The 24,652-nt window shown below is 39.2% G+C and carries 20 protein-coding genes, 2 tRNA genes and 2 pseudogenes; 7 read left to right on the plus strand and 17 right to left on the minus strand.

All coding sequences use genetic code 11. The annotated features are described in order from the left end of the window. Nucleotides 1-77: 77 nt before the first annotated feature. The 4 genes from ACP69Y_RS03600 to ACP69Y_RS03615 form a co-directional block, all read right to left on the minus strand. Nucleotides 78-1,199: a hypothetical protein gene (locus ACP69Y_RS03600; RefSeq protein WP_425916269.1), complete on the minus strand. Its 1,122-nt coding sequence runs from the start codon at nt 1,197-1,199 to the stop codon at nt 78-80. A gap of 345 nt (nt 1,200-1,544) precedes the next feature. Then, nucleotides 1,545-1,724, minus strand: a complete 180-nt coding sequence (locus ACP69Y_RS03605; RefSeq protein WP_425916271.1) for a hypothetical protein — start codon at nt 1,722-1,724, stop codon at nt 1,545-1,547. Between the two features lie 346 nt (nt 1,725-2,070). Next, entirely contained in the window at nt 2,071-2,256 is a 186-nt protein-coding gene (locus ACP69Y_RS03610; protein WP_425916273.1) for a hypothetical protein, read from the minus strand. A 223-nt stretch (nt 2,257-2,479) separates the two neighbouring features. Then, on the minus strand, nt 2,480-2,707 hold the full coding sequence (locus ACP69Y_RS03615) for a glycine zipper domain-containing protein (protein WP_425916275.1): 228 nt from the start codon (nt 2,705-2,707) through the stop codon (nt 2,480-2,482). A 243-nt stretch (nt 2,708-2,950) separates the two neighbouring features. Between ACP69Y_RS03615 and ACP69Y_RS03620 the strand changes: the two genes are divergently transcribed. Further along, nucleotides 2,951-3,151, plus strand: a complete 201-nt coding sequence (locus ACP69Y_RS03620; protein ID WP_425916277.1) for a dodecin family protein — start codon at nt 2,951-2,953, stop codon at nt 3,149-3,151. Nucleotides 3,152-3,243: 92 nt separating this feature from the next. Here the strand turns inward: ACP69Y_RS03620 and ACP69Y_RS03625 are convergent, their stop codons facing one another. After that, nucleotides 3,244-3,942, minus strand: coding sequence for a DsbA family oxidoreductase (locus ACP69Y_RS03625; protein WP_425916279.1), 699 nt, complete (start codon nt 3,940-3,942; stop codon nt 3,244-3,246). Between the two features lie 180 nt (nt 3,943-4,122). Here ACP69Y_RS03625 and ACP69Y_RS03630 point away from each other — a divergent pair, with 180 nt between their 5' ends. After that, nucleotides 4,123-4,872 (plus strand): hypothetical protein, encoded by a 750-nt coding sequence (locus tag ACP69Y_RS03630; RefSeq protein ID WP_425916281.1) that lies wholly within the window; start codon nt 4,123-4,125, stop codon nt 4,870-4,872. 141 nt (nt 4,873-5,013) lie between these two features. Here the strand turns inward: ACP69Y_RS03630 and ACP69Y_RS03635 are convergent, their stop codons facing one another. From ACP69Y_RS03635 to ompR, 3 genes are all read right to left on the minus strand, one after another. Then, entirely contained in the window at nt 5,014-6,531 is a 1,518-nt protein-coding gene (locus ACP69Y_RS03635) for an acetyl-CoA hydrolase/transferase family protein (RefSeq protein ID WP_425916283.1), read from the minus strand. A gap of 205 nt (nt 6,532-6,736) precedes the next feature. Continuing rightward, entirely contained in the window at nt 6,737-8,197 is a 1,461-nt protein-coding gene (locus tag ACP69Y_RS03640; protein WP_425916285.1) for an ATP-binding protein, read from the minus strand. Nucleotides 8,198-8,472: 275 nt separating this feature from the next. Next, entirely contained in the window at nt 8,473-9,237 is a 765-nt protein-coding gene (gene ompR, locus ACP69Y_RS03645; protein ID WP_067726874.1) for a two-component system response regulator OmpR, read from the minus strand. Nucleotides 9,238-9,573: 336 nt separating this feature from the next. Here ompR and ACP69Y_RS03650 point away from each other — a divergent pair, with 336 nt between their 5' ends. Then, nucleotides 9,574-11,940, plus strand: a complete 2,367-nt coding sequence (locus ACP69Y_RS03650) for a Tex family protein (RefSeq protein WP_425916288.1) — start codon at nt 9,574-9,576, stop codon at nt 11,938-11,940. Nucleotides 11,941-12,023: 83 nt separating this feature from the next. Next, nucleotides 12,024-13,995 (plus strand): annotated as a pseudogene (locus ACP69Y_RS03655) (DUF2075 domain-containing protein). A gap of 28 nt (nt 13,996-14,023) precedes the next feature. Here the strand turns inward: ACP69Y_RS03655 and ACP69Y_RS03660 are convergent. From ACP69Y_RS03660 to ACP69Y_RS03670, 3 genes are all read right to left on the minus strand, one after another. Further along, nucleotides 14,024-14,338, minus strand: a complete 315-nt coding sequence (locus ACP69Y_RS03660) for a hypothetical protein (protein WP_425916290.1) — start codon at nt 14,336-14,338, stop codon at nt 14,024-14,026. Nucleotides 14,339-14,432: 94 nt separating this feature from the next. Continuing rightward, nucleotides 14,433-15,320: an SDR family NAD(P)-dependent oxidoreductase gene (locus ACP69Y_RS03665; protein ID WP_425916292.1), complete on the minus strand. Its 888-nt coding sequence runs from the start codon at nt 15,318-15,320 to the stop codon at nt 14,433-14,435. A 313-nt stretch (nt 15,321-15,633) separates the two neighbouring features. Then, nucleotides 15,634-16,911 (minus strand): O-acetylhomoserine aminocarboxypropyltransferase/cysteine synthase family protein, encoded by a 1,278-nt coding sequence (locus tag ACP69Y_RS03670; protein ID WP_425916294.1) that lies wholly within the window; start codon nt 16,909-16,911, stop codon nt 15,634-15,636. Between the two features lie 307 nt (nt 16,912-17,218). Between ACP69Y_RS03670 and ettA the strand changes: the two genes are divergently transcribed. After that, nucleotides 17,219-18,880: an energy-dependent translational throttle protein EttA gene (gene ettA, locus ACP69Y_RS03675; protein ID WP_425916296.1), complete on the plus strand. Its 1,662-nt coding sequence runs from the start codon at nt 17,219-17,221 to the stop codon at nt 18,878-18,880. A 61-nt stretch (nt 18,881-18,941) separates the two neighbouring features. Here ettA and ACP69Y_RS03680 read toward each other — a convergent pair whose 3' ends face one another. Continuing rightward, a complete protein-coding gene (locus ACP69Y_RS03680) occupies nt 18,942-19,319 on the minus strand; it encodes a tetratricopeptide repeat protein (RefSeq protein ID WP_425916298.1) in 378 nt (125 codons plus the stop codon). Between the two features lie 211 nt (nt 19,320-19,530). On the opposite strand from ACP69Y_RS03680, the gene ACP69Y_RS03685 reads away from it, so the two are divergent. Then, on the plus strand, nt 19,531-20,496 hold the full coding sequence (locus tag ACP69Y_RS03685) for a cation diffusion facilitator family transporter (protein WP_425916300.1): 966 nt from the start codon (nt 19,531-19,533) through the stop codon (nt 20,494-20,496). A 30-nt stretch (nt 20,497-20,526) separates the two neighbouring features. On the opposite strand, the gene ACP69Y_RS03690 is transcribed toward ACP69Y_RS03685, so the two are convergent. From ACP69Y_RS03690 to ACP69Y_RS03710, 5 genes are all read right to left on the minus strand, one after another. Further along, the gene (locus tag ACP69Y_RS03690) at nt 20,527-20,868 is read right to left on the minus strand and encodes a hypothetical protein (protein WP_131268439.1); all 342 of its coding nucleotides are present in this window, start codon (nt 20,866-20,868) and stop codon (nt 20,527-20,529) included. A gap of 137 nt (nt 20,869-21,005) precedes the next feature. After that, nucleotides 21,006-21,081, minus strand: a tRNA-Glu gene (locus tag ACP69Y_RS03695). Between the two features lie 30 nt (nt 21,082-21,111). After that, nucleotides 21,112-21,187: transfer RNA gene (locus ACP69Y_RS03700), tRNA-Ala, on the minus strand. A gap of 57 nt (nt 21,188-21,244) precedes the next feature. Next, entirely contained in the window at nt 21,245-22,753 is a 1,509-nt protein-coding gene (gene gltX, locus ACP69Y_RS03705; RefSeq protein ID WP_425916302.1) for a glutamate--tRNA ligase, read from the minus strand. A 131-nt stretch (nt 22,754-22,884) separates the two neighbouring features. Continuing rightward, nucleotides 22,885-23,187 carry a hypothetical protein gene (locus ACP69Y_RS03710; protein ID WP_425916304.1) on the minus strand — a complete coding sequence of 101 codons (303 nt, stop codon included), beginning with the start codon at nt 23,185-23,187 and terminating at the stop codon, nt 22,885-22,887. A 368-nt stretch (nt 23,188-23,555) separates the two neighbouring features. Between ACP69Y_RS03710 and ACP69Y_RS03715 the strand changes: the two are divergent. Continuing rightward, nucleotides 23,556-24,556: pseudogene (locus tag ACP69Y_RS03715) on the plus strand (sulfate ABC transporter substrate-binding protein). Nucleotides 24,557-24,652 lie beyond the last annotated feature (96 nt).

Raw genomic sequence — 24,652 nt, forward strand, 5'->3', positions numbered from 1 at the left:
CTCTTAAATTTTGATCATTTGATAGTCTTGTAAAAATTGCGATAAAAAAGCAAGCTTTGGCTACAAAAAAATAAAACTTAATCTGAAATATGCTTTTGAATTGCCTCATATAATTGATAACAGTCGATTGGAGATTCCACTCGGTTAATAATATTCTGAATCAATTGCCAGCTTACACCGTGGTGACGTTCTAATAAAAAATAAGGATAAGCAGATTCAATTCGTGACAGATTTAAACGTTTTTGCCCATGAATAACCCGAATTTTCTGCCTCTCTTTTAGTAAGAGTAGCGGTGTCTTAAAGTCAGCAGGACTTTCCTTAAATTGAATAAATTTTTGTGTTTGGAAAAGTCGTGCAGGAATAAAGGGAAGATAGTTTTCATTTTTCCAAATTAAAGCTGCTTTTTGTGTATAGCTATAAAATAGTGCCTCGAAACCGGTAAAGTTTTCTGCAAGGTCTTCCCAGGAAATTTCTTTAATCGCAGCGATACGATGTTGGTATGGTTCAGTAAATCTATGCATTACATGAACCGCTTGGATTTGATTTTCAGCGCCCAACAACACTAAATATTTCATAAAACAATTCTGCGAATCGATTTGTTCAGCCAGATAAATTGGACGTTCTTGCCAATTTTTTACATCTGAAGCATGGATGAGTAAATCAACATATTGAGAAATTTCTGGAAGACTTGAAATTTCTAAACCATATACCGCTTCTGCAGCAGCATTTTTTTCATGAAGAGGCTGAAGATGCGCAATATACGATGCTAGTTCTACTGTTTGTGGAAAATCCTTACTGATTGATTTTTGATTTGTTGTTGCAGCAATTGCCTGTTGATTATTCTCTGATATAGGGGGCAGTTCATTAATACCTTGCGTATTCGTTTGCTGCACTTCTGAAGCGATGCGGTTTACATGGTCGGAAGCAGGAATGATATCAACTTTGGGTTCAAGCAAACTTGAATTATAGACCTGATTTTGTTGCTGTATTGCAGGTGTATCCGGACTCAAATTTGTTTCGGGTTTGGCTGAAGTAAGGGTAATGGGTTGTTCTAACATGCCCAGTTTTTGTTTTAACTTATCGTCAGTTTTCAGGCAGCTATAGCGTTGTTGCTGTTCTAGCATCCACCGATAAATATCATCTAGACTCCCCCAAGCACTTGTCAATGCGCTGCGGTTTGAGGCTGGAATTAACCACATTTGCCAACCTTGTGCAGGGCGGTACAAAATGGCCCAACCTGATTCAGCATTTTGGTAAAGTGCTTGTTGTAAATCATGATCTTGTTGAAAAAAACCACGATAAGAAAGTTTAAATAGCGTTTGATTCGCAAAATTTGTTGCGGCTTGCTCAGGTTGAGTTCGAGACTTAAATTTTAAAATTTGTTTTTTAAAAATGGGTTCATCACATAAACGAAAAATTTCGATTAAACGTGATTTTGATTTTGCAATTTCAAAAAAAATAAAGAACCATGTTCCGAATTATTTAGCAAATGATGTAATTCTTTAATCAGCAGAGCTTTTTCTAGGGTATTCATAAACTGATCTCTAGAGATGTTTTTGTGCTTTTTCTAGATAACTTGCCAATACTATATTAATAGCAAGTTCAAGTAATTTATATTCTGCAGAGCTGGGTTTTGGATAGCATTCGGCGAGTGCAATCAAACGATCAATGTTGATGGTTTGCGGAGGAATTTTACCTTGAATCAATGCTTGAAGTTCGTGCATAAGAAAACGGTTTCATTCAATGAAGTTATTAAGTTAATACTTTGATTATATGGATTTAAAAAGAAAAAGCATGGAAAAATATTGTCATATTTTGAGCATTTGTAGACATAAACAGCGAAAAATGTAGATTTTAGATAAAAAATATTCAAATTTTTTACTGCTAAAGTTGGAAAATAGACCGTGATTTATTGTTTTATTTTTCATCACATTGAACATAAGTAGATTAATTTGTAGTCAATATTTTATATCGAGTATAAAGAGGATAAAAGAAAATAAAATTAATTTTTGACCAAAAAAAACAGACTGAGTTAGGTCAGTCTGTTTTTTTAATGGAATAAAGTAGCTTTTAAGCTGCTTTTTTAACGGTCATTTTAGTCTGCTCTACGGATTCCGAAGCAGGAGCTTTTTGTTCCGCATTTACAGTTTCAACGGCCTTTTTAGCAGGAAAATCTGGAACAAAAACAATTTGAGCAGATACATTTGCAGAAAAAGCCAACACAGCGATAGCAAAAAAAGATTTTACAGCGTTCATCATTATTTCCTTTAGGTGAAAGGATGCCTAAGAAAAATAGGCAAGGGAGAGAAATAAAATAGATTTCATATAAAGAGTATCAAAAAATGAGCAAGTTATGGAAGTGCTAAAAGCAGGAAAAAAATGAACGGTGAGTTTAAATTATTATATAAATCATATATTTAGAGTTTTTGCTCTAAGACAGATTGCCATTTCACAATCTGTCTTAAATGGTTTAAAAATATCAATTTTTATGACATTTGCTTTGGCATTTTTTCTCATAAACTTTGCCAGAAATGCCGCCAATAATAGCGCCACTCACGGTACCAAATACAGGTAATATACTACCCGCAACAGCACCAATCAAAGCACCGGTGACCGTAGGAGAAAAAGGTGATTTTATGCTTGAGCGCTGTCCAGGCGTAGAATCGACAGTTGAATCAACACTAGAATTTTGAGCTTCAGTATTCATATTTACCTCTTATAAAGTTAAATGATTGAGAACTTAAATGTTCCGCATATCAGCCTAGCGAATTGTGCCTCTGGTTGTGTCAAAGCCTTGTATATATAAGTTGTGTTTTGTAAGAACTAAATCGTTGATATTGGTATTGTGTCTTACGTGTAAGTTTTTGCGGTGTAATGTTAAAACCCAAAATTTTGTTTAGAAAATATCCTATGATCAGGACTCACAAAAATAAAACTCGAGGTTTAAACTATGGCTATCGCAAAGGTTGTTGAAGTTAATTCAAGCAGTAATAAAAGTTTTGAAGATGCAATTCAGACCGGTATTGAGAAAGTAACCGAAACAATAAAAAATGTGCAGGGTGCATGGATCAATGAGCAAAAAGTAGTGATTAAGGACAATAAAATTATTGAGTATCGCGTGAATTTAAAAATTAGTTTCTTGGTCGACTAAATTGATGAAGTGTAAAATTAAAAAATCCCCTACGTAGGGGATTTTTTAATGATTATTCGCCATAAATCTATAGCATCAATCATGAGATAAAATTATTTTTCTGGAACATCACAGAGATCATCTTTGCAGACTGCTGCATCATCAGTTTTAACCTCCGCTTGAGGTGCTTCCAAAGCTTTCTCGAAGACTTGTAAAAACACTTCACGCGGTTGTGCGCCAGCTAATGCAATGCGTTGATCAAAGACAAAAAACGGTACACCAGTTACTTTTAATTGATCACGTGCGACTTCTTCATCAAATTTAACGAAGTCAGCATATTCTTCGGAGTTTAAAACATCTTCCACTTCAACTGGATTTAAGCCAATACGTGCAGCAACATCTTCAATTGTTTCACGTTCACCAATGGGTAGACCTTGAGTCATATAACTATAGAAAAAGGCTTCTTTGGCTTCTGAACCCAAACCTTTACTTTGAGCCAGGTGAATAATGCGATGTGCATTGAAGGTATTTCCCGAGTTGGCATTTTCCCAATTGAATTGAATCCCTTCTTCAGCTGCCATAGCGGCAATATTGCGTTGCATCTCTTCAACGTCCGCAACGCTGCGCCCGTATTTTTGCGCGAGACGTTCAGAGTTTGAAACTTCCTGGCGGATGGGCGCTTCTGGATCTAATTCATAACTATGCCAATGAACTTCAAGTTCTAAACCTGCTTGTTCAGCAGCAGCTTCAAGACGTTTTTTACCAATATAACAAAATGGGCAAACCACATCTGACCAAATATCTACGCGCATGAGAAATCTCGAATCTTTTATTGCCTATATTGATGGGGGTTCGGATAAAAATTTAAAGCATGAAAATTGAATTAAAGCTGAATTGGGCTGGAAAAACTCGATCTGTTTTAGCAGAATAAATAAACGGTATGGTTCTGAATCGGGTTATGCTATGGAAAAGTCAGTAGAGGGGAGTTTCGCATGCCAAGGATTTTTCTCATCTTAGGATTGGCGACATGTACCGTATTTGGTTGGCTATTTTATCAGTATTCGGTACAACAAAATGACCTGAGCCAACTTAAGGACTACCAAAAGGTATTGTATGAAAAAGCAGAACTCATTTATGAGCAAGCCCAAGACTGGTCTGAACCGATTGATATCAATGTGTCAGATAGCCGTTTACAGGGTGACTATAAAGTAATGGCAGACTTTGTCCTCAGTCAGATGATTCAAAATGCTGAAGCCAGGAATGAATATTTACGAGCGCTTAAAGCGATTCATTGGGATGAGTTTTTAAATATCGATCGCTTAGATAAAGACCGTAAACAGAAATATGTAGAAACCGAGCAGATGCTGAAACAGGCACATCTACTTACTTCTCAGTATCAACAGCAAACCCAGCAACGTGAAGAAGATACTTTAACGCGAGCCAAGCATTTATCCATTAAAGCCAATCTGCGACATCAGTTAACGGATAGCCTGCGGGAAAGTCGAGACAGTGATAAAACCCATGCTTTATTTGCATTGGAGTTGCAAATGTTAACTAAAGCCGATGCTTTGTTTGAAATTCTGAAAAATAATAAATGGGAGAAAAAGAACAAAACGTTTATGTTTTATGAAGATCAACCTTTAAAGCAATTTAATGCCTTGTATCAGGAGGTATTGCAATTAAATGCAGAAATGGAAAAAATTAAAAAGCAAAATCGCAAAGCGGTGGAACAGCATTTATAGGGTTTGAACGTGCATCATCTTGAACAGATCAGGATTGAATTTAATTTTTTCTGTAAAAGAAATGATCTGCTTGGAATCATTTTCTTAAAATCAAAAAAGCGTACCGAAGTACGCTTTTTTAATGTCATTCAATCTTTGTGATTAAGCACTTTTAGCTTCTGGCTGAGCTGCAAGCATATGGCCAGTTTCTTCAAAGTTAGAGTGCCATGAAAGCGCTTCACGAAGCAGGTGAGGAGTATGGCCACCTTTTGCACATGAACGGTCAAAGTAATCATTCAATGCATCACGGTACATTGGATGCGCACAGTTGTCGATGATTGCACGAGCGCGTTCACGTGGTGCTAAACCACGTAAGTCGGCAAGACCTTGTTCAGTCACAAGAATATCAACATCATGCTCAGTATGGTCGATATGTGATGCCATTGGTACGATTGAAGAGATGTCACCACCTTTTGCAATCGACTTGGTCACAAAGATCGCCAAGTGAGCATTACGTGCGAAGTCACCTGAACCACCAATACCGTTCATCATTTTAGTACCGCAAACATGAGTTGAGTTTACGTTACCGTAAATATCAAACTCGAGCGCAGTGTTGATGCCGATAATCCCTAAACGACGAACCAATTCAGGGTGGTTAGAAATTTCTTGTGGACGAAGTACCAGTTTGTCTTTGTACGCTTCTAGATTGTTAAATACTTTTTCGCCATATTTAGCAGAAAGCGTAATTGATGAACCTGATGCAAATTTCATTTTACCGGCATCGATCAATTCGAAAGTACAGTCTTGCAGTACTTCAGAATACATCACTAAATCTTCAAAGTTTGAATCTTTAAGACCGGTCAATACTGCGTTGGCAATAGAACCAATCCCCGCTTGTAATGGGCCTAAATCTTTCGGTAAACGACCTTCAGCAACTTCTTGTTCAAAGAAATTGATCAAATGGTTGGCAATACCTTGAGTTTCATCATCTGGAAGGGTCACAGTAGATGGAGAGTCATGATATTCATTGTTAATTACAATACCGACAATTTTAGCAGGGTCGATATTGATCGCATGTGTACCAATACGTTCATCTACTTGAGTCAAAGGAATTGCTTGACGTGTTGGACGATAGGTCGGGATATAAATATCGTGTAAGCCTTCAAAAGCAGGGCTTAAGTTCGTGTTAATTTCTACAATTACTTTTTCAGCAAAAATGGCAAAGCTTGCAGAGTTACCTACAGATGTGGTTGGGATGATGCCGCCATCTTCAGTAATTGCAACTGCTTCAATAATTGCAATATCCGGTTTTTTAAGCTGAAGGTTACGCATTTGTTCAACGGTTTCAGACAAATGCTGATCGATGAACATCACTTCGCCTTGGTTAATGGCTTTACGTAAAGTATTATCCACTTGGAAAGGTAAACGGCGAGCAAGAACACCCGCTTCAGTTAATTGTTTGTCTAGGTCATTACCAAGACTCGCGCCAGTAATTAAAGTAATTTTCAAAGGATTACTGTGAGCTTGCTTTACAAGTGCTAAAGGAACAGCTTTTGCCTCACCTGCACGAGTAAATCCACTCATACCTACAGTCATACCATCTTGGATAAAAGTAGCAGCTTGTTCTGCATTCATGACTTTGTCATGAAGTGACGCTAAACGAATACGATCTAAAGACATGGTTTACGCTCAATTCTTGTTCAAAACTAGACGGATTGTACCGCCCTAAAAAGGAATTGTGCATGCCTGTTAGGCTAAGGTCTAATTTTTTGAAAAAATGTGGGTATAACAATTTTTTATGGTTTTTAGTGTATTGATTTTAAAAACATAAAAAACAACAGATTAATAGTTAAGCTAATCTGTTTGTTGGTTATTTATACAATTGTTAAAAGTGTTCAGTCAATGTTTGTTTAATTTTTCCCAAAGTAGTTGGGGGAACCTCATCTTCTGTTTGATTGTGAAGAATAGGTAAACAAATAAGCGCTTCCAACCCTCCTTGAGGGCGATTGTGAATTGTAAGTTGCCCCTGATGCATATCGACAATACGTTTTACAATGGCTAAACCCAAACCACTTCCTTGTATGGTGCGCGCTTCATTGCCTCGTACAAAAGGTTGCATCAAGTCTTCAACCTGATCTTCTGGAATACCCTCTCCATTGTCCGCAACACTAATAAAAATATGCTCATTTTCAACTTTGGCTGATAATTCAATCGGTTCAGCACCATAGCGTTTCGAGTTATTAATTAAATTGCCAATCATACGTTTTAAAGACTGGCTACGGGCCTGAATGAGGGGTATATCTTGGACTGTAAAACGGATATCTAAAGGTTTGAACTGAATGACTAATTCTTGCAACAGCATATTAATGTCAGTGTCTTGTAATTCCTCATCTGAGCCATCTCGCATGTATGAAATGAACTGATCAAGAATGGCATCCATATCTTCTACATCATAAATCAAACCTTCTTTAAGAAAGTCTTCATCAGGCATCATTTCTGCGCTTAAGCGAATTCGGGTCAAGGGCGTACGCAAGTCATGTGAAATTCCTGCCAGCATAATACGACGGTCACGCTCAGTCTGATCCAAGGTATAAATCATATGATTAAACGCTTGGTTTACCTCACGAATTTCTTGAGGACCATGATTGGTTTCCAGATAAGGTGCAGAACCGGTTTTACTATAGTTATTTGCCGCATTTTGCAAACGACGGAGGGGGCGATTTAATTGGCGAACCAAGGTCAAAATAATGGCGGCGGCAATCAGTGGCACACCGAGCAACCAGCCAAAAACCAGTTCCGGGCTATAGTTGGCATAGGTTTTTAACGGTTCACGTACCCAATGACCATTCATCTCCGGTGTTTGAATCCAAATCCGTGGGCTCGGTTTAAATTGAAAATAGACCGTCACATTCTCAACTTTTAGTTCTTTGGCCAGTTTCTTTTCAATTTGATTAGTAAAAAACTCGGCAATGACTTTGTCACGAACACTTGGATAGTCTTTAGGATTGGTAATGTATTCAATTCCAACCCGGTTTTTTAACCAGGTGTCGACATCCACTTCGGCATCGTTATGAAAAATCCGCAAGTCAGGATTATTGATAATTTCTAGTTCAACCCCTAAATAACGTGCATGCTGCTGAATTTCAGGTAAATAAAGTGTGCGCCAAAAGAACCACAACGACATAAATAAACTGAAGAATACAATGAATAACACAAGCACTGTGGTACGCATTGCAGCAGAACGTGGCTTGACCTTGTCAAAAAAGCGTTCCGAGCGGGTTCGCTTCTTTTCAGAATAAGTCTCAAAATCAGTAAATTTCTGTGGGTCGATGGGTTCGAGTTTCACACCTGATTCCTATGGTGAATTTGAGGCGAACAATTTAAGGCTAATAGCGGAGTCTTCCTGTTTGTACGTTTATTGGAAGGAGCTCAACACGTTACTTTTTCGAAAAAAGTAACCAAAAACTTTTGCCATTCACCAAACCTGTTCACTGTTATCTGTTTACTTAGAGCATCGCAGAAACAATATTTATCGAATGAAGGACAGGTTGTGAATGGCATGCATGCGTATCTAATCTCAGTTTGAATAACAAATAGCTTTGTATTCAAACATTGTAGTCATTATTCCGCGCCATCTGGAACAAAAACATAACCCACGCCCCAAACGGTTTGGATATAACGTGCACGGGCAGGGTTTTCTTCAACCAGACGACGTAAACGAGACACCTGAACATCAATCGAGCGTTCCATCGCGCCCCATTCACGACCACGGGCAAGGTTCATCAACTTGTCACGAGTCAATGGTTCACGCGGATGTTGTACCAGTGCTTTAAGTACAGCGAACTCACCTGTAGTCAGTGTAACCACTTGACCTTCACGGGTCAGCGTACGTGTCGATAAATCCAGTGACCATGGACCGAAGCTGACCACTTCCATGTGCTGGCTAGGCGCACCTGGAACTTCGCGTACTTGACGACGCAATACTGCACGAATACGCGCTAACAGCTCATTTGGGTTAAATGGTTTTGGCAAGTAGTCATCTGCACCGGCTTCAAGCCCGGCAATACGGTCAGAGTCACTACCGCGTGCAGTCAGCATGATAATTGGTGTATCAATATTGGACTGGCGTAAACGACGGCAAATGCTTAAGCCATCTTCGACAGGAAGCATGAAATCGAGCACGATCAGAGAGAAAAGTTCGCGCTGTAATAAACGATCCATTTGTGTTGCATCGTGTGCAGTTTTGACCACGAAGCCTTTATCTTCTAGAAAGCGCTGTAATAACGTACGTAAACGCACATCATCATCTACAACGAGAATGCGTTCGACGCGATCAGTTTCGTTTTGTACTGGATCTGTTTTTTCAGCAGGTACAACTAAACTCATGATGTGCTCCTTTATTCTTTATTGTCATCGTAAACAAAAGTTCGGATAGTCTTGAGTATACGATTCATTTGTATCTGTTTACTATGCTCTAAAGCAACAAATATAGCAGGTAAAATCAAGACATAGATACCAAATGTATACATCTAAATTGTAGGGAATCTCGCTCAATAAGTGGGTTAAAAATCTACTTATCACTTAATTTTGTAGGGAATTATGAAAATGACATGAATTGGCAATATTGACCACTTATAAATTTAATAAAAACAATTGTGGATTTTATAGTCTTGGTCTTTATAATCATGCCATTTAGTACTTATCCTTGTGGGATCAAACACGATGACTGACTTAGTTCAGCAGTTAGCAAAAGAAATTGCCGTACGTCCAAATCAAGTAGAAGCTGCCATCAAGCTGATTGATGAAGGTGCAAGCGTTCCATTTATTGCACGTTACCGTAAAGAGGTAACTCAGGGCTTAGACGATACGCAGTTACGCCAACTCGACACGCGTTTATCGTATTTACGCGATTTATTTGAGCGCCGTGAAAAGGTGATTGAATCTCTGAAAGAACAAAATAAATTGTCAGATGATTTACTGAACCGCGTCAACGCTGCTGAAACCAAGAATGCTTTAGAAGAACTTTACGCGCCGTACCGTCCAAAACGTACCAGCAAATCTTTTAAAGCCAAAGAAGCAGGCTTAGGTCCAATCGCGGAAAAAATCTTTACAGAGCAAGTTGATCCAACTGAAGCTTTAGCTGGCTTTAGTCATGAAGATTATCCAGATGTGGAAAGTCAGCTTGATGCGATCCAACATATTCTGATTGATGACTGGGCGCAAAACATTGCTTTGACTACAGAATTAAAAGCGAGCTTTGCGAAAACTGCGGTTTTAAAAAGCGCAGTGGCAAGTGAAGAGAAAAAAGAAGTTGGCAAGAAATTCCGTGATTACTTCGATTTCTCTGAAAACTTCAATAAAGTCCCTTCACACCGCTTGCTTGCAATGTTACGTGGCCGTCAAGAAAACGTATTGGGCTTAAAGGTGGATGGTGAAGATGATGCACTATTGGCGCGTATTGAAACTGAATACAATCTTGATTCGGTTCAACCACAAGCGCGTGCAGATTACTTGAAACAGACCGCTAAACTGTTCTGGTTAGGTAAGGTTCGCCCGCAAATCGAACATTCATTGTTGACTGAAAAACGTCTTGCCGCTGAAAGCGAGGCAATGGATGTATTTGCAGAAAACTTACGTCATTTATTGCTTTCTGCACCTGCAGGCGCGCGTACCACTTTAGGTGTCGATCCTGGCATCCGTACTGGCGTAAAATTAGCCGTGGTTAATGCTTCTGGTGATGTTGTTGCACACAGCACGATTTACCCATTTGCGCCAAAAGAAGACAAAGAAGGTTCAATTACTGAACTTGCACGTCTGTGTCGTGAATTCAATGTCGATCTAATTGCGATTGGTAACGGTACAGCAAGCCGTGAAACTGAAGCTGTAGTTGCGGAAATGATGGCTGCAAACACAGACTTGAACCTTACCCGTGTTTCAGTATCTGAAGCGGGTGCATCGGTTTATTCAGCGTCTGAATTGGCATCACAAGAATTGCCAGAATTAGACGTTTCTATTCGTGGTGCCGTATCGATTGCACGTCGTTTACAAGATCCGTTAGCGGAACTGGTAAAAATTGATCCGAAATCAATTGGTGTAGGTCAATATCAACATGACGTAAACCAAACAGGCTTGGCGAAAACCCTTGAAGCTGTGGTTGAAGACTGTGTGAACTCGGTTGGTGTAGATGTAAATACCGCATCTCCTGCAATTTTGTCGTATATCGCAGGTTTAAACAAATCAATTGCACAACAGATTTTTGAATACCGTAAAGAAAATGGTCGTTTTGACAACCGTCAAGCCTTGAAAAATGTACCTCGTTTAGGTGAGCGTACTTTTGAACAGGCGGCTGGTTTCTTGCGTATTCAAGATGGCTCTGAACCATTGGATGCATCTGCGGTTCACCCTGAAAGTTATGCTTTGGTGAGCAAAATTGTTGAAGCAAAAGCAACGACTGTAAAAGATATTATTGGTAATTCAGAAATCATTCGCCAAGTGAATGCTGAAGCTTTTGCGGATGAAAAATTTGGTCTGCCAACGATTCAAGACGTACTGAGCGAACTGGAAAAACCAGGTCGTGATCCACGTCCAGAATTCCGTACTGCGAAGTTCCGTGAAGACATTACCGAAGTATCGCAATTGACTGATGGCATGCAACTTGAAGGCGTGATTACCAATGTCACGAACTTCGGTGCATTCGTGGATGTCGGCGTACACCAAGACGGCTTGGTACATATTTCTGAACTGGCGAATGAGTTTGTGTCGGATCCACACAAAGTGGTGAAACCAGGTCAAATCGTTCAAGTACGTGTATTACAAGTAGATGCTGAGCGTAACCGTGTGAACTTGTCTATGCGTCCTGAAGGTTCTGAAGCACCCGCTAAAGCGCCACGTCAGCCACGCCGTGAGCAAAATGCTCAAACTGAACAACGTGGTGAACGCAAGCCACAAGCGAAGCGTCCGCAAAATGCACGTCCTCAAGGCGACCGTCCACAAGGTCATAAAAAACCTCAAACTGCTAAACCACAAGAGCAAAAAATTGGTGGTTTGGGTGCATTGTTATTACAAGCTGGGATTAAAGGTTCGAAATAATCTTTAATTGCTAAAAAAACCTCCCTAATGGGAGGTTTTTTATTTTATATTTCAATATATTAAATATATGATTTAAAGTGAAAATGCTTCGTAGTTATTACCACAATATAATTCAAAATTTCATTTCTACTTCGTCCGAAGAGATTTTTGGTGTTTTGACCCAAGCACATCAATTTGCATTGGAAGAACGACAAAAAAATGCGTGGCTTAAACAAATTCAAATTTTAAAAAATAGCTTTGCCGAATTTGAACAAGGACATTTATTTTTCGAGTTTTCAATTCCTCGTATGGGAAAACGAGTTGATAATATTTTGATTATTAAAAATTTAATTTTTGTCATTGAATTTAAGGTAGGTGAAAAAGAATATTCGTCTTATGCAAAGACACAAACCATCGATTACTGTTTGGGTTTAATTAATTTTCATGCAGAAAGCTACAACCGAAAGGTTATTCCTGTATTGGTTGCGACACAGGCGGATGAGAAAGAGATCGACTGGTCTGAGGTACTAAGCCTTGAGGAAGTTGTGTGTTGCAATGAGTTAAATTTAAAAGAAACAATAGAACAGATTATTCAGCAATATGCAGGTTTAGAGCGCATTGATGCAATGAGCTGGTTAAATTCAATTTATAAACCTACACCTACGATTATTGAAGCAGCCCAGGCACTTTATCAAGGGCATCAAGTTGAAGAGATTTCTCGCAGCGATGCGGGGGCTATTAATCTAGAGTTAACCTCAAAAAAGATTGAATCAATTATTGAAAAAAGTAAGCAAAACAATCAGAAAGCAATTTGTTTTTTAACTGGGGTTCCAGGTGCTGGAAAGACTTTAGCAGGGTTAAATATTGCTAATCAAAGATTAAAGGCAGATGAATCGGAGCATTCAGTATTTTTATCTGGAAATGGTCCTTTGGTCGATGTGTTAAGAGAAGCTTTGACCCAGTAATACTGTAGAAATTGGAAAAAGTGTAGCTAAAAATATTAAACGCTCAGAGGCTGAACGGGGGGCAAAAACATTTATTCAAAATATTCATCACTTTCGTGACCATTATTTAAAGTCGGCAGAAGTTCCGATTGAGAAAGTCGTTATTTTTGATGAAGCTCAAAGAGCATGGAAAAAAGAACAAGTTTCTAATTTTATGAAGCAAAAAAAGGGCATTGATGACTTTGATATGTCTGAGCCTGAGTTTCTGATTCAAGTTATGGATCGTCACCAGGATTGGTGTGTCATTGTATGTCTAATCGGGGGTGGGCAAGAAATTAACACCGGAGAGGCGGGTGTCACGGAGTGGATTTCGGCATTAAGACAGAATTATCCGAATTGGAATATTTATTACTCAGATAAAGTTTTGAACGAGCCTGTTTATTTAGCTGAAACTGAAAAGAAAAAATGGCTAAAAGAGCAAGGTGTTAGTGAAAAATCACTTCATTTGGCAGTATCAGTTCGGTCATTTCGTAGTGAACGTGTTTCTCAATTAGTCCAATATCTTTTAGAGGGTCAGTCCGAATTTTCAGCTGAACTTTATCAACAAATAAAAAATGACTATCCGATTTATCTAACGCGAGATTTAAGGCAAGCAAAAAAATGGCTTAAGACCAAAGCTAAAGGCTCCGAGCGTTATGGATTAATTGCGAGTTCTAGTGCGCGCCGATTGAAAGCAGATGGAATAGATGTAAAAAATAAAATATCTCCAGCAGATTGGTTTCTAAATTACAATACGGATGTTCGGTCTTCTTATTATTTAGAGGAAATAGCGACTGAGTTTGATATACAAGGTTTAGAAATAGACTTTACATGTTTGGCTTGGGATATCAATTTTTACTATGATAATGGATGGCGGTATCAGTCGTTTAAAGGGACCTGTTGGCAACAGATAAAACAGAATGAAAAACAGAAATATTTGTTAAATGCATATCGGGTGTTATTGACTCGAGCTCGGCAAGGAATGGTGATTTATATTCCGAATGTAGATGATAATGATTGGACACGTCCAAAGTCAAAATATGACAGCACATACACATATTTAAAGACATGTGGCTTTGAAGAAATAATTTAAAGCAAAACCTCCCAAGCGGGAGGTTTTTTTATACAAGCTTTGGCACAATCCAGCTACAGATAATCAGCATAATGCCCAAATGCCCCAATTTACGGCTCACTTTTTCTAATGTTGAAACTTCTACTGGTGACTGTTGAGATGCACCTTTCATTTTTATCGATGCCATCGACTTATTGAAATGCAGAAATATAGCCAGATCGATACAAATTAAAATACTACCGACATCACTGACTATATCCATCAATTGATAATCTTGTTGATAGATAGAAGTTACTATTTGGTAACAAAGGAACAGGGCAAAAGCACAACATGCATATTGAAAAATAACAGCAGCAATCCGCATAAAAAATCTAAAAGCAAAAAATGATGCGTGTTTATAACATAAAAAAGCCAGTCTCATGACTGGCCTTCATTTGAAAATATTTTATGAAAAGATCTTACCAATGTTCACCCGGGAACAAACGAGCATACGCTTTTTGCACCCAATTCAATTTCTGTGGTTGACCTACCGAAGCTGAAGAGCTTGGAAACAGGTTATAACCAATAGACATCAATTTGTTATTGATGTCTGGCGCAATAGAGTAGGTGATAGAAGCCAAACGACCTAAGTGAGTCGCCACTTTCTTCGGACGCTTCACAATGGCATAAGCAATTAGATCTGCCGCCTGTTCAGGAGAAAGAGTAGGTACATATTTATAAATTTTGGTTGGCGCAATCATCGGTGTGCGTACCAACGGCATGTAAACTGAAGTAATCGCAATTTTATGCGAATGAACTTCGGCAGACAGACAGCGGCTAAACGCATCCAGTGCAGCTTTAGATGCGACATAAGCTGAAAAACGTGTTGCATTGGCCAATACACCAATCGAGCTGATGTTAATGATATGACCATCACGGCGCATCATCATCTGCGGCAAGATATTCATTACTAAACGGATGGCACCGAAGTAATTCAGTTGCATTGTACGTTCAAAATCATGAAAACGATCGGATGATTCGTGTACTGCACGACGAATAGAACGTCCCGCATTATTAATTAAAATATCAATATGATCGACAGAATCTAAAATTTGTTTAGAGACTTCATCAATCGATTCCATGTTATTTAAATCACATGGAAACACTGAGGCCTGTCCACCTTTTGCTTCAATTTCTTGTTTAACTTGATCTAATGTGTCTTTGGTACGGGCCACCAATAAAACATGTGCGCCTGCATCGGCAAGTTTATGTGCAGCAGTTAAGCCAATACCACTGGATGCACCTGTAATTAAAACCACTTTGCCGTTGACGCGGTTGCGAAAAAGTTTCTCTAGTCTTGAATTCACGCTGTTTTTCCTAATTTAAATAGAACAAAATGCTAGCTTATGTTTTTTCTAGTTGATTATTTGACTCAAAATATTGGGGAATTGAGCTCTTCTCGTGTAGGTTATGATAACCAATGTTAAAAAAAAATCTATAAATAAGTTGTTGAATTTACAAATATAATTAGAGTAATTGCTCTATTTTTATTCTTCTTATAACTTAATTTTTACCATGAATTTAAAAAAAAGCAAAGAGAAATAAGCAAAAACCATTTAATAAATAAAAACCTTCTTCTCATCGAGGAAGAAGGTTCAGTCTAAAGTAGATTATAAAAAATTAAACTTGAGCAAGCGCCTGTTCTAAATCATCAATTAAATCATCAATATGTTCGATCCCAACCGACAAGCGAACCATGTCAGTGCTGACACCCGCTGATTTCAATTCTTCCTCATTGAGCTGGCGATGGGTGGTCGTGGCAGGGTGGCAAGCGAGACTTTTTGCATCCCCAATATTCACCAGACGGGTAAAGAGTTGCAATGCATCGATAAATCGAGTTCCACCTTCAAGCCCATCCTGTACCCCAAAAGACAGAATCGCAGATGGTTTACCTTTCACGTATTTTTGCGCCAAAGCATGCTGTGGATGATCTTTTAAGCCAGCATAATTGACCCATTTTACTTTTGGATGCTGCTGTAAATATTCCGCCACTTTTTGCGCATTTTCAGTATGTCGTTCCATACGTAAATTTAGCGTTTCTAAACCTTGCAAGATGAGAAAGACACTGAGAGGACTAATGGCAGCACCTGTATTGCGTAGTGGCACCACACGTGCACGCGCAATATAAGCCGCTTCACCTAAAGCTTCCACATAGTTCACACCGTGATAACTCGGATCAGGTGTATTCAGCACTTTGAAACGTTCAGGATATTTGCCCCAAGGGAATTTGCCACTATCCACAATGGCACCGCCAATTGAGTTACCGTGACCGCCAATATATTTGGTCAGTGAGTGCACCACAATATCGGCACCATGTTCAAAAGGTTTGAGTAGAGCAGGGGTGGCAACCGTGTTGTCGACAATGACGGGTACGCCATATTCATGCGCAATTTTCGAAATCGCTTCCAGGTCGATAATATTGCCCAGTGGATTGCCAATCGATTCCACAAACACCAGCTTGGTTTTGTCATCAATCAGACCACGCAGCGCTTCAGGATTTTGATAATCAAAAAAACGTACTTCAATGCCTTGTTTTGGCAAAGTGTGTGCAAATAAGTTGTAAGTGCCACCATATAAAGTGGAAACAGAGGCAATATTGTCACCGGCTTCAGCAATGGTCTGAATAGAATAGGTAATGGCTGACATGCCGGATGCCAATGCTAATGCACCAATACCACCTTCAAGCGCAGTTAGACGTTGCTCCAGTACAGCTGTGGTCGGGTTCATAATCCGGGTGTAGATATTGCCCTGAACCTTTAAATCAAATAAATCGGCCCCATGTTGCGTATTATCAAAGGCATAAGATGTGGTTTGATAAATCGGTACTGCCACTGCTTTTGTGGTTGGATCTGGACTATATCCCGCATGAATGGCCAGCGTTTCGTCTTTATAGGTCATGTTTACATCATCTTCGTGAGTTAAATATTGATCGAGTTTAGCATTTCTATATATGAATCAAAGTGCTATTTAAATGAAATTGTTATCTTAAATATTCATATCAATGATGATTTTTCAATTCAGCTTGAACCAGTTTAAGTTTGGGTAATATGTTTAAAAAATAAACGCGACCTGAGTTGTAACATTCTATTGAAGATGCGAGCTATGCCTTATTTTTTCGGCACTTTCATCGTATAATGCCCGCTATTATTTGTTCGCATAATATTATGGTTATGCGAATGTGGTTTTTTCTATAGAGGAGTCCTACGTGGCCCAATATATTTACACGATGAACCGTGTGTCAAAGATGGTTCCGCCTAAGCGCGAAATCCTGAAAGACATCTCTTTATCATTTTTCCCAGGCGCAAAAATTGGTGTGCTTGGTTTAAACGGTGCAGGTAAATCTACCTTGCTTCGTATTATGGCGGGCGTAGATAAAGATTTCTCAGGTGAAGCACGTGCTCAACCGGGTATTAAAATCGGTTATCTTGAGCAGGAACCACCATTAGATCCAAATAAAGACGTTCGTGGTAACGTTGAAGATGGTTTACGTGAACCCCTAGATGCCTTGGCGCGTCTGGATGAAGTATTTGCTGAATATGCAGCAGAAGATGCTGACTTCGATGCACTTGCAAAAGAACAAGAGAAGTTGGAAGCAATTATCCATTCTTGGGATGCGCATAACCTGACTAACCAAATGGATCAGGCTGCAGCAGCACTGAACCTTCCAGCTTGGGATGCAGACGTAAACTTGCTTTCAGGTGGTGAACGCCGCCGTGTTGCATTGTGTCGTTTATTACTTTCTAAGCCTGACATGTTGCTTCTTGATGAACCGACCAACCATTTGGATGCAGAATCTGTCTCTTGGTTAGAACGTTTCTTGAAAGACTTCGCCGGTACAATCGTTGCGATTACGCATGACCGTTATTTCTTGGATAACGTTGCCGAGTGGATTCTGGAGCTTGACCGTGGACATGGTATTCCTTACCAAGGCAACTATTCTTCTTGGTTGGAACAGAAAAATGCCCGCTTAGAACAAGAGAATAAACAGGAAGAATCTTTTGCTAAAGCATTGAAAAAAGAACTTGAATGGGTTCGTTCAAATGCTAAAGGTCAGCAAAAGAAAAACAAAGCGCGTATGGAACGTTTTGAAGAGCTTAACTCTAAAGAATTCCAGCAACGTAACGAAACTTCTGAAATCTATATTCCACCTGGTCCACGCCTAGGTAACAAGGTTGTAGATGTTGAAGGGATCAGTAAATCATTTGATGGTCGTTTGCTCTATGAGAACTTAACCTTCACTGTGCCACCGACTGCTATTGTGGGTATTGTGGGTCCTAACGGTGCAGGTAAAACCACACTGTTCCGTATGATGACCGGCGAGCAACAACCCGATACTGGTACAGTAACACTGGGTGAATCCGTTAAAGTGTCTTACGTGGGTCAGCTGCGTGATACTTTGGATGACAATAAAACCGTTTGGGAAGAAATTTCTGGTGGTCTCGATATCTTGAAAGTAGGCGATTACGAAATTGCATCACGTGCTTATATCGGTCGTTTCAACTTTAAAGGCCAAGATCAGCAAAAACGTGTTGGCAGCTTGTCTGGTGGTGAACGTAACCGTCTGCAACTTGCAAAAGTCTTGCAACAAGGCGCAAACGTGATTTTGCTGGATGAACCATCAAACGACTTGGATATCGAAACGTTACGTGCACTTGAGGATGCAATTCTTGTATTCCCAGGTACGGTAATGGTGGTGTCGCATGACCGTTGGTTCCTCGACCGTATTGCAACGCATATCTTGTCATTTGAAAATGAACAGCCTGAATTCTATGCAGGTAACTATGCAGAATATGAAGCATATCGCCAGTCACGTTTGGGTGATGCTGCTGTACAGAAGCGTTCTAAATACAAAAAAATCGGCGTTTAGTTGATTGTTTTTATATAATTAAAAAACCAGCCTCAGGGCTGGTTTTTTATGCAATAAACCGTTATGAAAATACTATTTGGCCATATGCTTTTTCTAAGGTGATTTGTGCTTCATGATGACCTTGCTTAGCGGCTTTTTTTAGCCATTCTTCTGCATGTGTATAGTTTTTATCTAAGCCTAATTGTCCATGAAGATAACATAAGCCTAATTGGAATTGTGCTTCACTCTGACCTTTCAGTGCTGAACTTAAAAAGTTCCAGATTGCATTACGTGCATCACGGTCATCTTCAAGTGAAGTTGAATGCGAAGGTTTTGAAGGATTTTTTTCGAAGTAATGGGTTGGGGTTAACTCATATACGTGATTAGGGTTCACCAATTTATGAGAATATGTATATGCAACTATTTGCTTTATAAAACTTTTGAGGATATATAAAAACATACAATACCTCCTTGCATTATTCATGCATAAAATAACATCTATTCATTTAAGGTATCTAATTTTATGTATTTTTCCAATGAATAATTTGTAATTATTGGCTTATAAAATATATAAATATTTTAGTCATTCTATAAAATTTAAGTTAATTTTAAGGTGATGTTAAAACAGAGGGAATGAATTAAATTATCTAAAAATAATAAGGAGCCTTAGCATGGGCAACCACCATAGGCATGATCATAGTCATGCGGTTGTGACTGAAAATAACGCCAAGAAATTAACCTTTGCCTTGCTGCTGACCACCACGTTTTTAATTGTAGAAGTGGTAGCAGGTTTTATTACACAAAGTTTGGCTTTACTCTCCGATGCGGCTCATATGTTTACTGATGCTGCTGCGCTTGCCATAGCACTTGTTGCCATAAAAATAGGCAAACTTCCTGCTGATGATAAACGTACTTTTGGCTATCAGCGCTTTGAAATTTTAGCCGCCTTATTCAATGCATCTATGCTATTTGTGGTTGCGATGTATATTTTGTATGAAGCTTACCAACGTTTTTCAAACCCGCCTGAAATTCAAAGTGTGGGAATGATGATTGTCGCGATTATTGGTCTGGTCATTAATTTGATTTCGATGAAAATTCTATTTTCAAGCAGCCAAGAAAGTCTGAATGTAAAAGGGGCGTACCTAGAAGTTTTGAGTGATGCTTTGGGTTCTGTAGGCGTGTTTATTGGGGCCGTTATTATTTATTTCACTCACTGGGTTTGGGTCGATACCTTGATTGCAGTACTGATCGGGTTTTGGGTGTTGCCTAGAACATGGCTCTTATTGAAGCAGAGTATTAATATTCTGCTTGAAGGCGTACCTGAAGAAATTGATATTGAAAAATTACGTAATGATCTTTTGAATTTAAAAGATGTCGAAAGTATTCATCAACTTAAGGTTTGGGCAATTACTTCGAAAAATGTGCATCTGACCGTACATTTATATGCGCCACAGGCAGATCGTAACGCGTTGTATCAGCAAGCGCTGGAAATGTTAAGCCATATTCATGGCATTACTGAAATGACGCTACAGATTGAAGAGGATGCATGCCTTGCGCATTCACATTCTCATCCGGACGATCATCAACAAAAACATTCGCATCATCATGATGAAGATTCACATCAGCACCGGGACTGAGCATGGGGCTGATGTGAAACGAATTTTATTTTAAATTTCCCACTCGTGGTTGCACTCACGACATTTCCATTTCTTTTGAGACTGCATAAAGCCTTGCATTGAAATTTTAAAGTCAGGTAGGTCACGGTAAAACATAAAGCCTGCAATCAGACACAGCACAAATACCACCACAGTTGCTGATTGGAGGGTTGTTCCTGCACCATCACCAAAAATCCACATTGCAATACTAATTAAAACCAACAGCAATAAGATGAAAACAGCAGGAATTAACAAGACTAAGCTTTTAGGTACCACTGGTCGTACCGCAGGTCCGCCGGATTGTGCGACCGGCATAATTTTAGGGCTTTGGCATTTTGGGCAACGGTATTGCATTACAACTCCAGAATTTTAATCTATGCGTTATTCTAATCTGAATGTCACGGAATGCAAAAATACCGCTGATAAAATATCGTGAATAAAAATTTAGACAATAAAAAAGCCACTGAATAGATCAGTGGCTTTTTTGAATTTGGCGTCCCTACGGGGATTCGAACCCCGGTTACCGCCGTGAAAGGGCGATGTCCTAGGCCTCTAGACGATAGGGACTTATCGAGGCAACACAGGTAAAACATGAGATGGTGGAGTCAAGGAGGATCGAACTCCTGACCTCTACAATGCCATTGTAGCGCTCTACCAACTGAGCTATGACCCCAGTCTGTGTGGACGCAATATTAGGGATATTGCATCTACACGTCAACTATAAAATCACTTATGCTTCATCAACTGGGTCATTTTTCGGCAATTTTAAGCTTTCATTGAGTTTTTCCCAAACTTTTGCTTCTTTTTTGCTCGGACCGCCCACAATTTCAAGTGCATAACGTAAACGGGCAAAAGTTAAATCGGGACCAATCGTCACCATGGACTGCATGACAGGAGTTGAACTGGTCGAACCGGCAATGGCAATAAAGAAGGTAGGCATGAAATCACGAAGTTTTACTTCCATCTGATTTGCTAAGTCCATTAGGGTTTGACTAACAGTGTCGTTATTCCAGGTAAATAAGCTTTCTAAACGCCAAATCGCGAATTGCAGGCTCTGACGCACTTGTTCTTCAGACAGTTTTTTGCTTTCAAACTGTTCTTTTGACAGTTGTGGGAACTGGTTGAAGTAGAAACCGGCCCAGTTCACCGCTTCTGACAATAAGTTGATTCGCGGTTGAATCGCAGCAGCAATATCTTCCAAAGTCTTACGATCTGATTTCCAAGCCAAAAGTGTATTTAACAATTCAGCAGGAGTCAGGGCTTTAATCCATTGACCGTTGAGCCAGTTGAGTTTTTCGACATCAAAAATTGGACCGCCGAGAGATACACGCTTAATGTCGAAATGTTCAATCATTTCAGTCAAAGTGAATTTTTCACTTTCATCTGGCATTGACCAGCCCATACGGCCTAAATAGTTCAACAACGCTTCTGGAAGTACACCGATATCTTTGTAGTAATTGATTGAAGTTGGGTTTTTACGCTTCGATAATTTTGATTTATCAGGATTACGTAACAATGGCATATGGCAAAGTACAGGCATATCCCAGCCAAAGTATTGGTACAATAATTGGTGTTTAGGCGCAGATGGAATCCACTCTTCCCCACGAATCACGTGGGTAATTTGCATTAAATGGTCATCGACTACATTGGCCAAATGGTAAGTTGGCAAGCCATCAGTTTTAAGCAAAATTTGCATATCGACTTGAGCCCATGGAATTTCCACTTCGCCACGAAGCATATCGTCAAATTTACAGCTACCTTCAGCTGGCACTTTCATGCGAATTACGTGGGCTTCGCCTGCAGCTAAACGACGTTGCACTTCATCTTCAGACAAAAGTAAACCACGACCGTCGTAACGCGGGCTTTCACCGCGAGCTTGCTGTTCAGCGCGCATTTGATCTAGTTCTTCGCTCGTTGCGAAGCAGTAAAATGCATGACCCTTTTCAACAAGTTCTAAAGCATATTTTTTATAGATGTCCATACGTTCAGATTGACGATATGGTGCATGAGGACCACCCACATCGGGACCTTCTGACCAATTCAAACCCAACCAACGCAATGAATCTAAAATCATTTTTTCAGATTCAGGGGTAGAACGAAGCTGATCGGTGTCTTCAATACGAAGAATAAATTCCCCCCCATGCTGTTTGGCAAAACATAAGTTGAACAAGGCAATGTATGCAGTGCCTACATGTGGAAAGCCTGTAGGAGAAGGGGCAATACGAGTACGAACAGTCATAATCAATATTTTTCAGAATGTGAATGAAAAGTATTATAACGAAAAAGCCTAATCACTTAATGTTAAATTCAACATTGAAATGATTAGGCTTAATTTAAACTTCTTAAAGGGGCAGGAAGTTCGGGATCGAATTAAGAGTTATTCTGTGGGAAAAACACTTGTACAAAACGAGTAAATTTTTGATTTTGAGAAGCAAAAAAGCTTTGTGTAGGTGCAACTTTAATTTCAGTAAGGACTTTTAAATCATTGTCGTTACGAAAAGTTTGCGAGCCTTGCTTTTGTTGCTGCAATGCTTTTTCAATCAGTGAAGATTTTTCAGGTGAAAGACTGATTTTGGTATCTGTAGCTTTAATCGCAGCCGCGTTTCCAATTTGAGCCATCAAACCTAAAGTCAGCGTTAAACTCAATGCTGTTATAACCGGTGTATATTTCATTTCCACATCCCCCTTTCTGGTGCTGGACTTCGCTAGTAGGTATTATTTTTCTATTCTAGTGATACCATTTAAACACATAAAAAAATACAAAAGTAGAACTAGGTCACACTTTATTACAAATTGATAAGAAACTCATTCAATGTAGCCACTTTGTATCAAATAACTATGGAGATAGCATGGAGATTGATACGAAAGATGAAGATTTATACCTGTTTGTGAGTATTTTAGTCATAAAAATGCATAGAAAAGCATTTTAGTCGATATCCATAAAACTGATTTTTAATCAATAAAACAATATAATTGTATGATTGTTAAAAGTATTTTAGCTTTATATAGTGCTTTTAATCATTCAGTACGAGTTTAAAGCCATGAAAAAAATAATAGCATCTACAATCCTTGCAGTGTTAGGAGGAATGACTTCACATAGCTTCGCTGCAAAAGATTTTCTCAATGTTTCTTATGATCCGACGCGCGAATTTTACCAAGAATATAATCAGGCCTTTGGTGAGTTCTGGAAACAGCGTACTGGACAAGAAGTGAATTTCAAACAATCTCATGGCGGCTCGGGTAAACAAGCACGTTCAGTGATTGATGGTTTACAAGCCGATGTGGTGACTTTGGCCTTAGCCAATGATATTGAAGAAATTGTTAATGCAGGTCTAATTAATAAAAACTGGCAAAAACAGTTCCCCAATAATTCGGCACCCTATACCTCAACCGTGGTGTTCTTGGTGCGTAAAGGTAATCCCAAGCATATTAAAGACTGGTCTGACTTAACCAAACCGGGCGTAGAAATTATCACGCCAAATCCGAAAACCGGTGGCGCACCACGTTGGATTTATCTTTCAGCTTGGGGCTATGCACTGAAACAACCGGGTGGTAACGATGCCAAAGCCAAAGAGCGGGTGAAAAACTTTATCAAAATGTGAAAGTACTGGATTCGGGGGCACGCGGTTCTTTAACCACTTTTGCAGAACGTGGGATTGGTGATGTGTTGTTGTCTTGGGAAAATGAAGCTTTATTAGCGACTCAAGGTTTGGGTAAAGATAAATACCAGATTATTTATCCATCCATTTCAATTTTGGCAGAGCCTTCGGTGGCAATTGTCGATAAAAACGTGGATAAAGATGGCAACCGCAATTTAGCCAAAGGTTATTTGAACTATTTATATTCACCCAAGGGACAGGATTTGGCAGCACAATATTTCTTCCGGCCACGTAATTCACAAGTTGCAGCAAAATATGCGGCACAATTTCCAAAAATTAAACTGTTTACCATCGGTGATGTGTTTGGTGGCTGGACAAAAGCACAGAAAACCCACTTTGTGAATGGTGCAATTTTCGACCAAATTTATGCTGAAAAAAAGTAATTGGGTAAGTTGTTATTTAGGTGAATGAAAAGAAACGAATATTAGAACATATTCGTTTCTTGCATAAGAAAAGCATAACAAGGCATTTAATTGTGA

The organism is Acinetobacter sp. TSRC1-2 (assembly GCF_049895885.1).
Lineage (GTDB): Bacteria > Pseudomonadota > Gammaproteobacteria > Pseudomonadales > Moraxellaceae > Acinetobacter.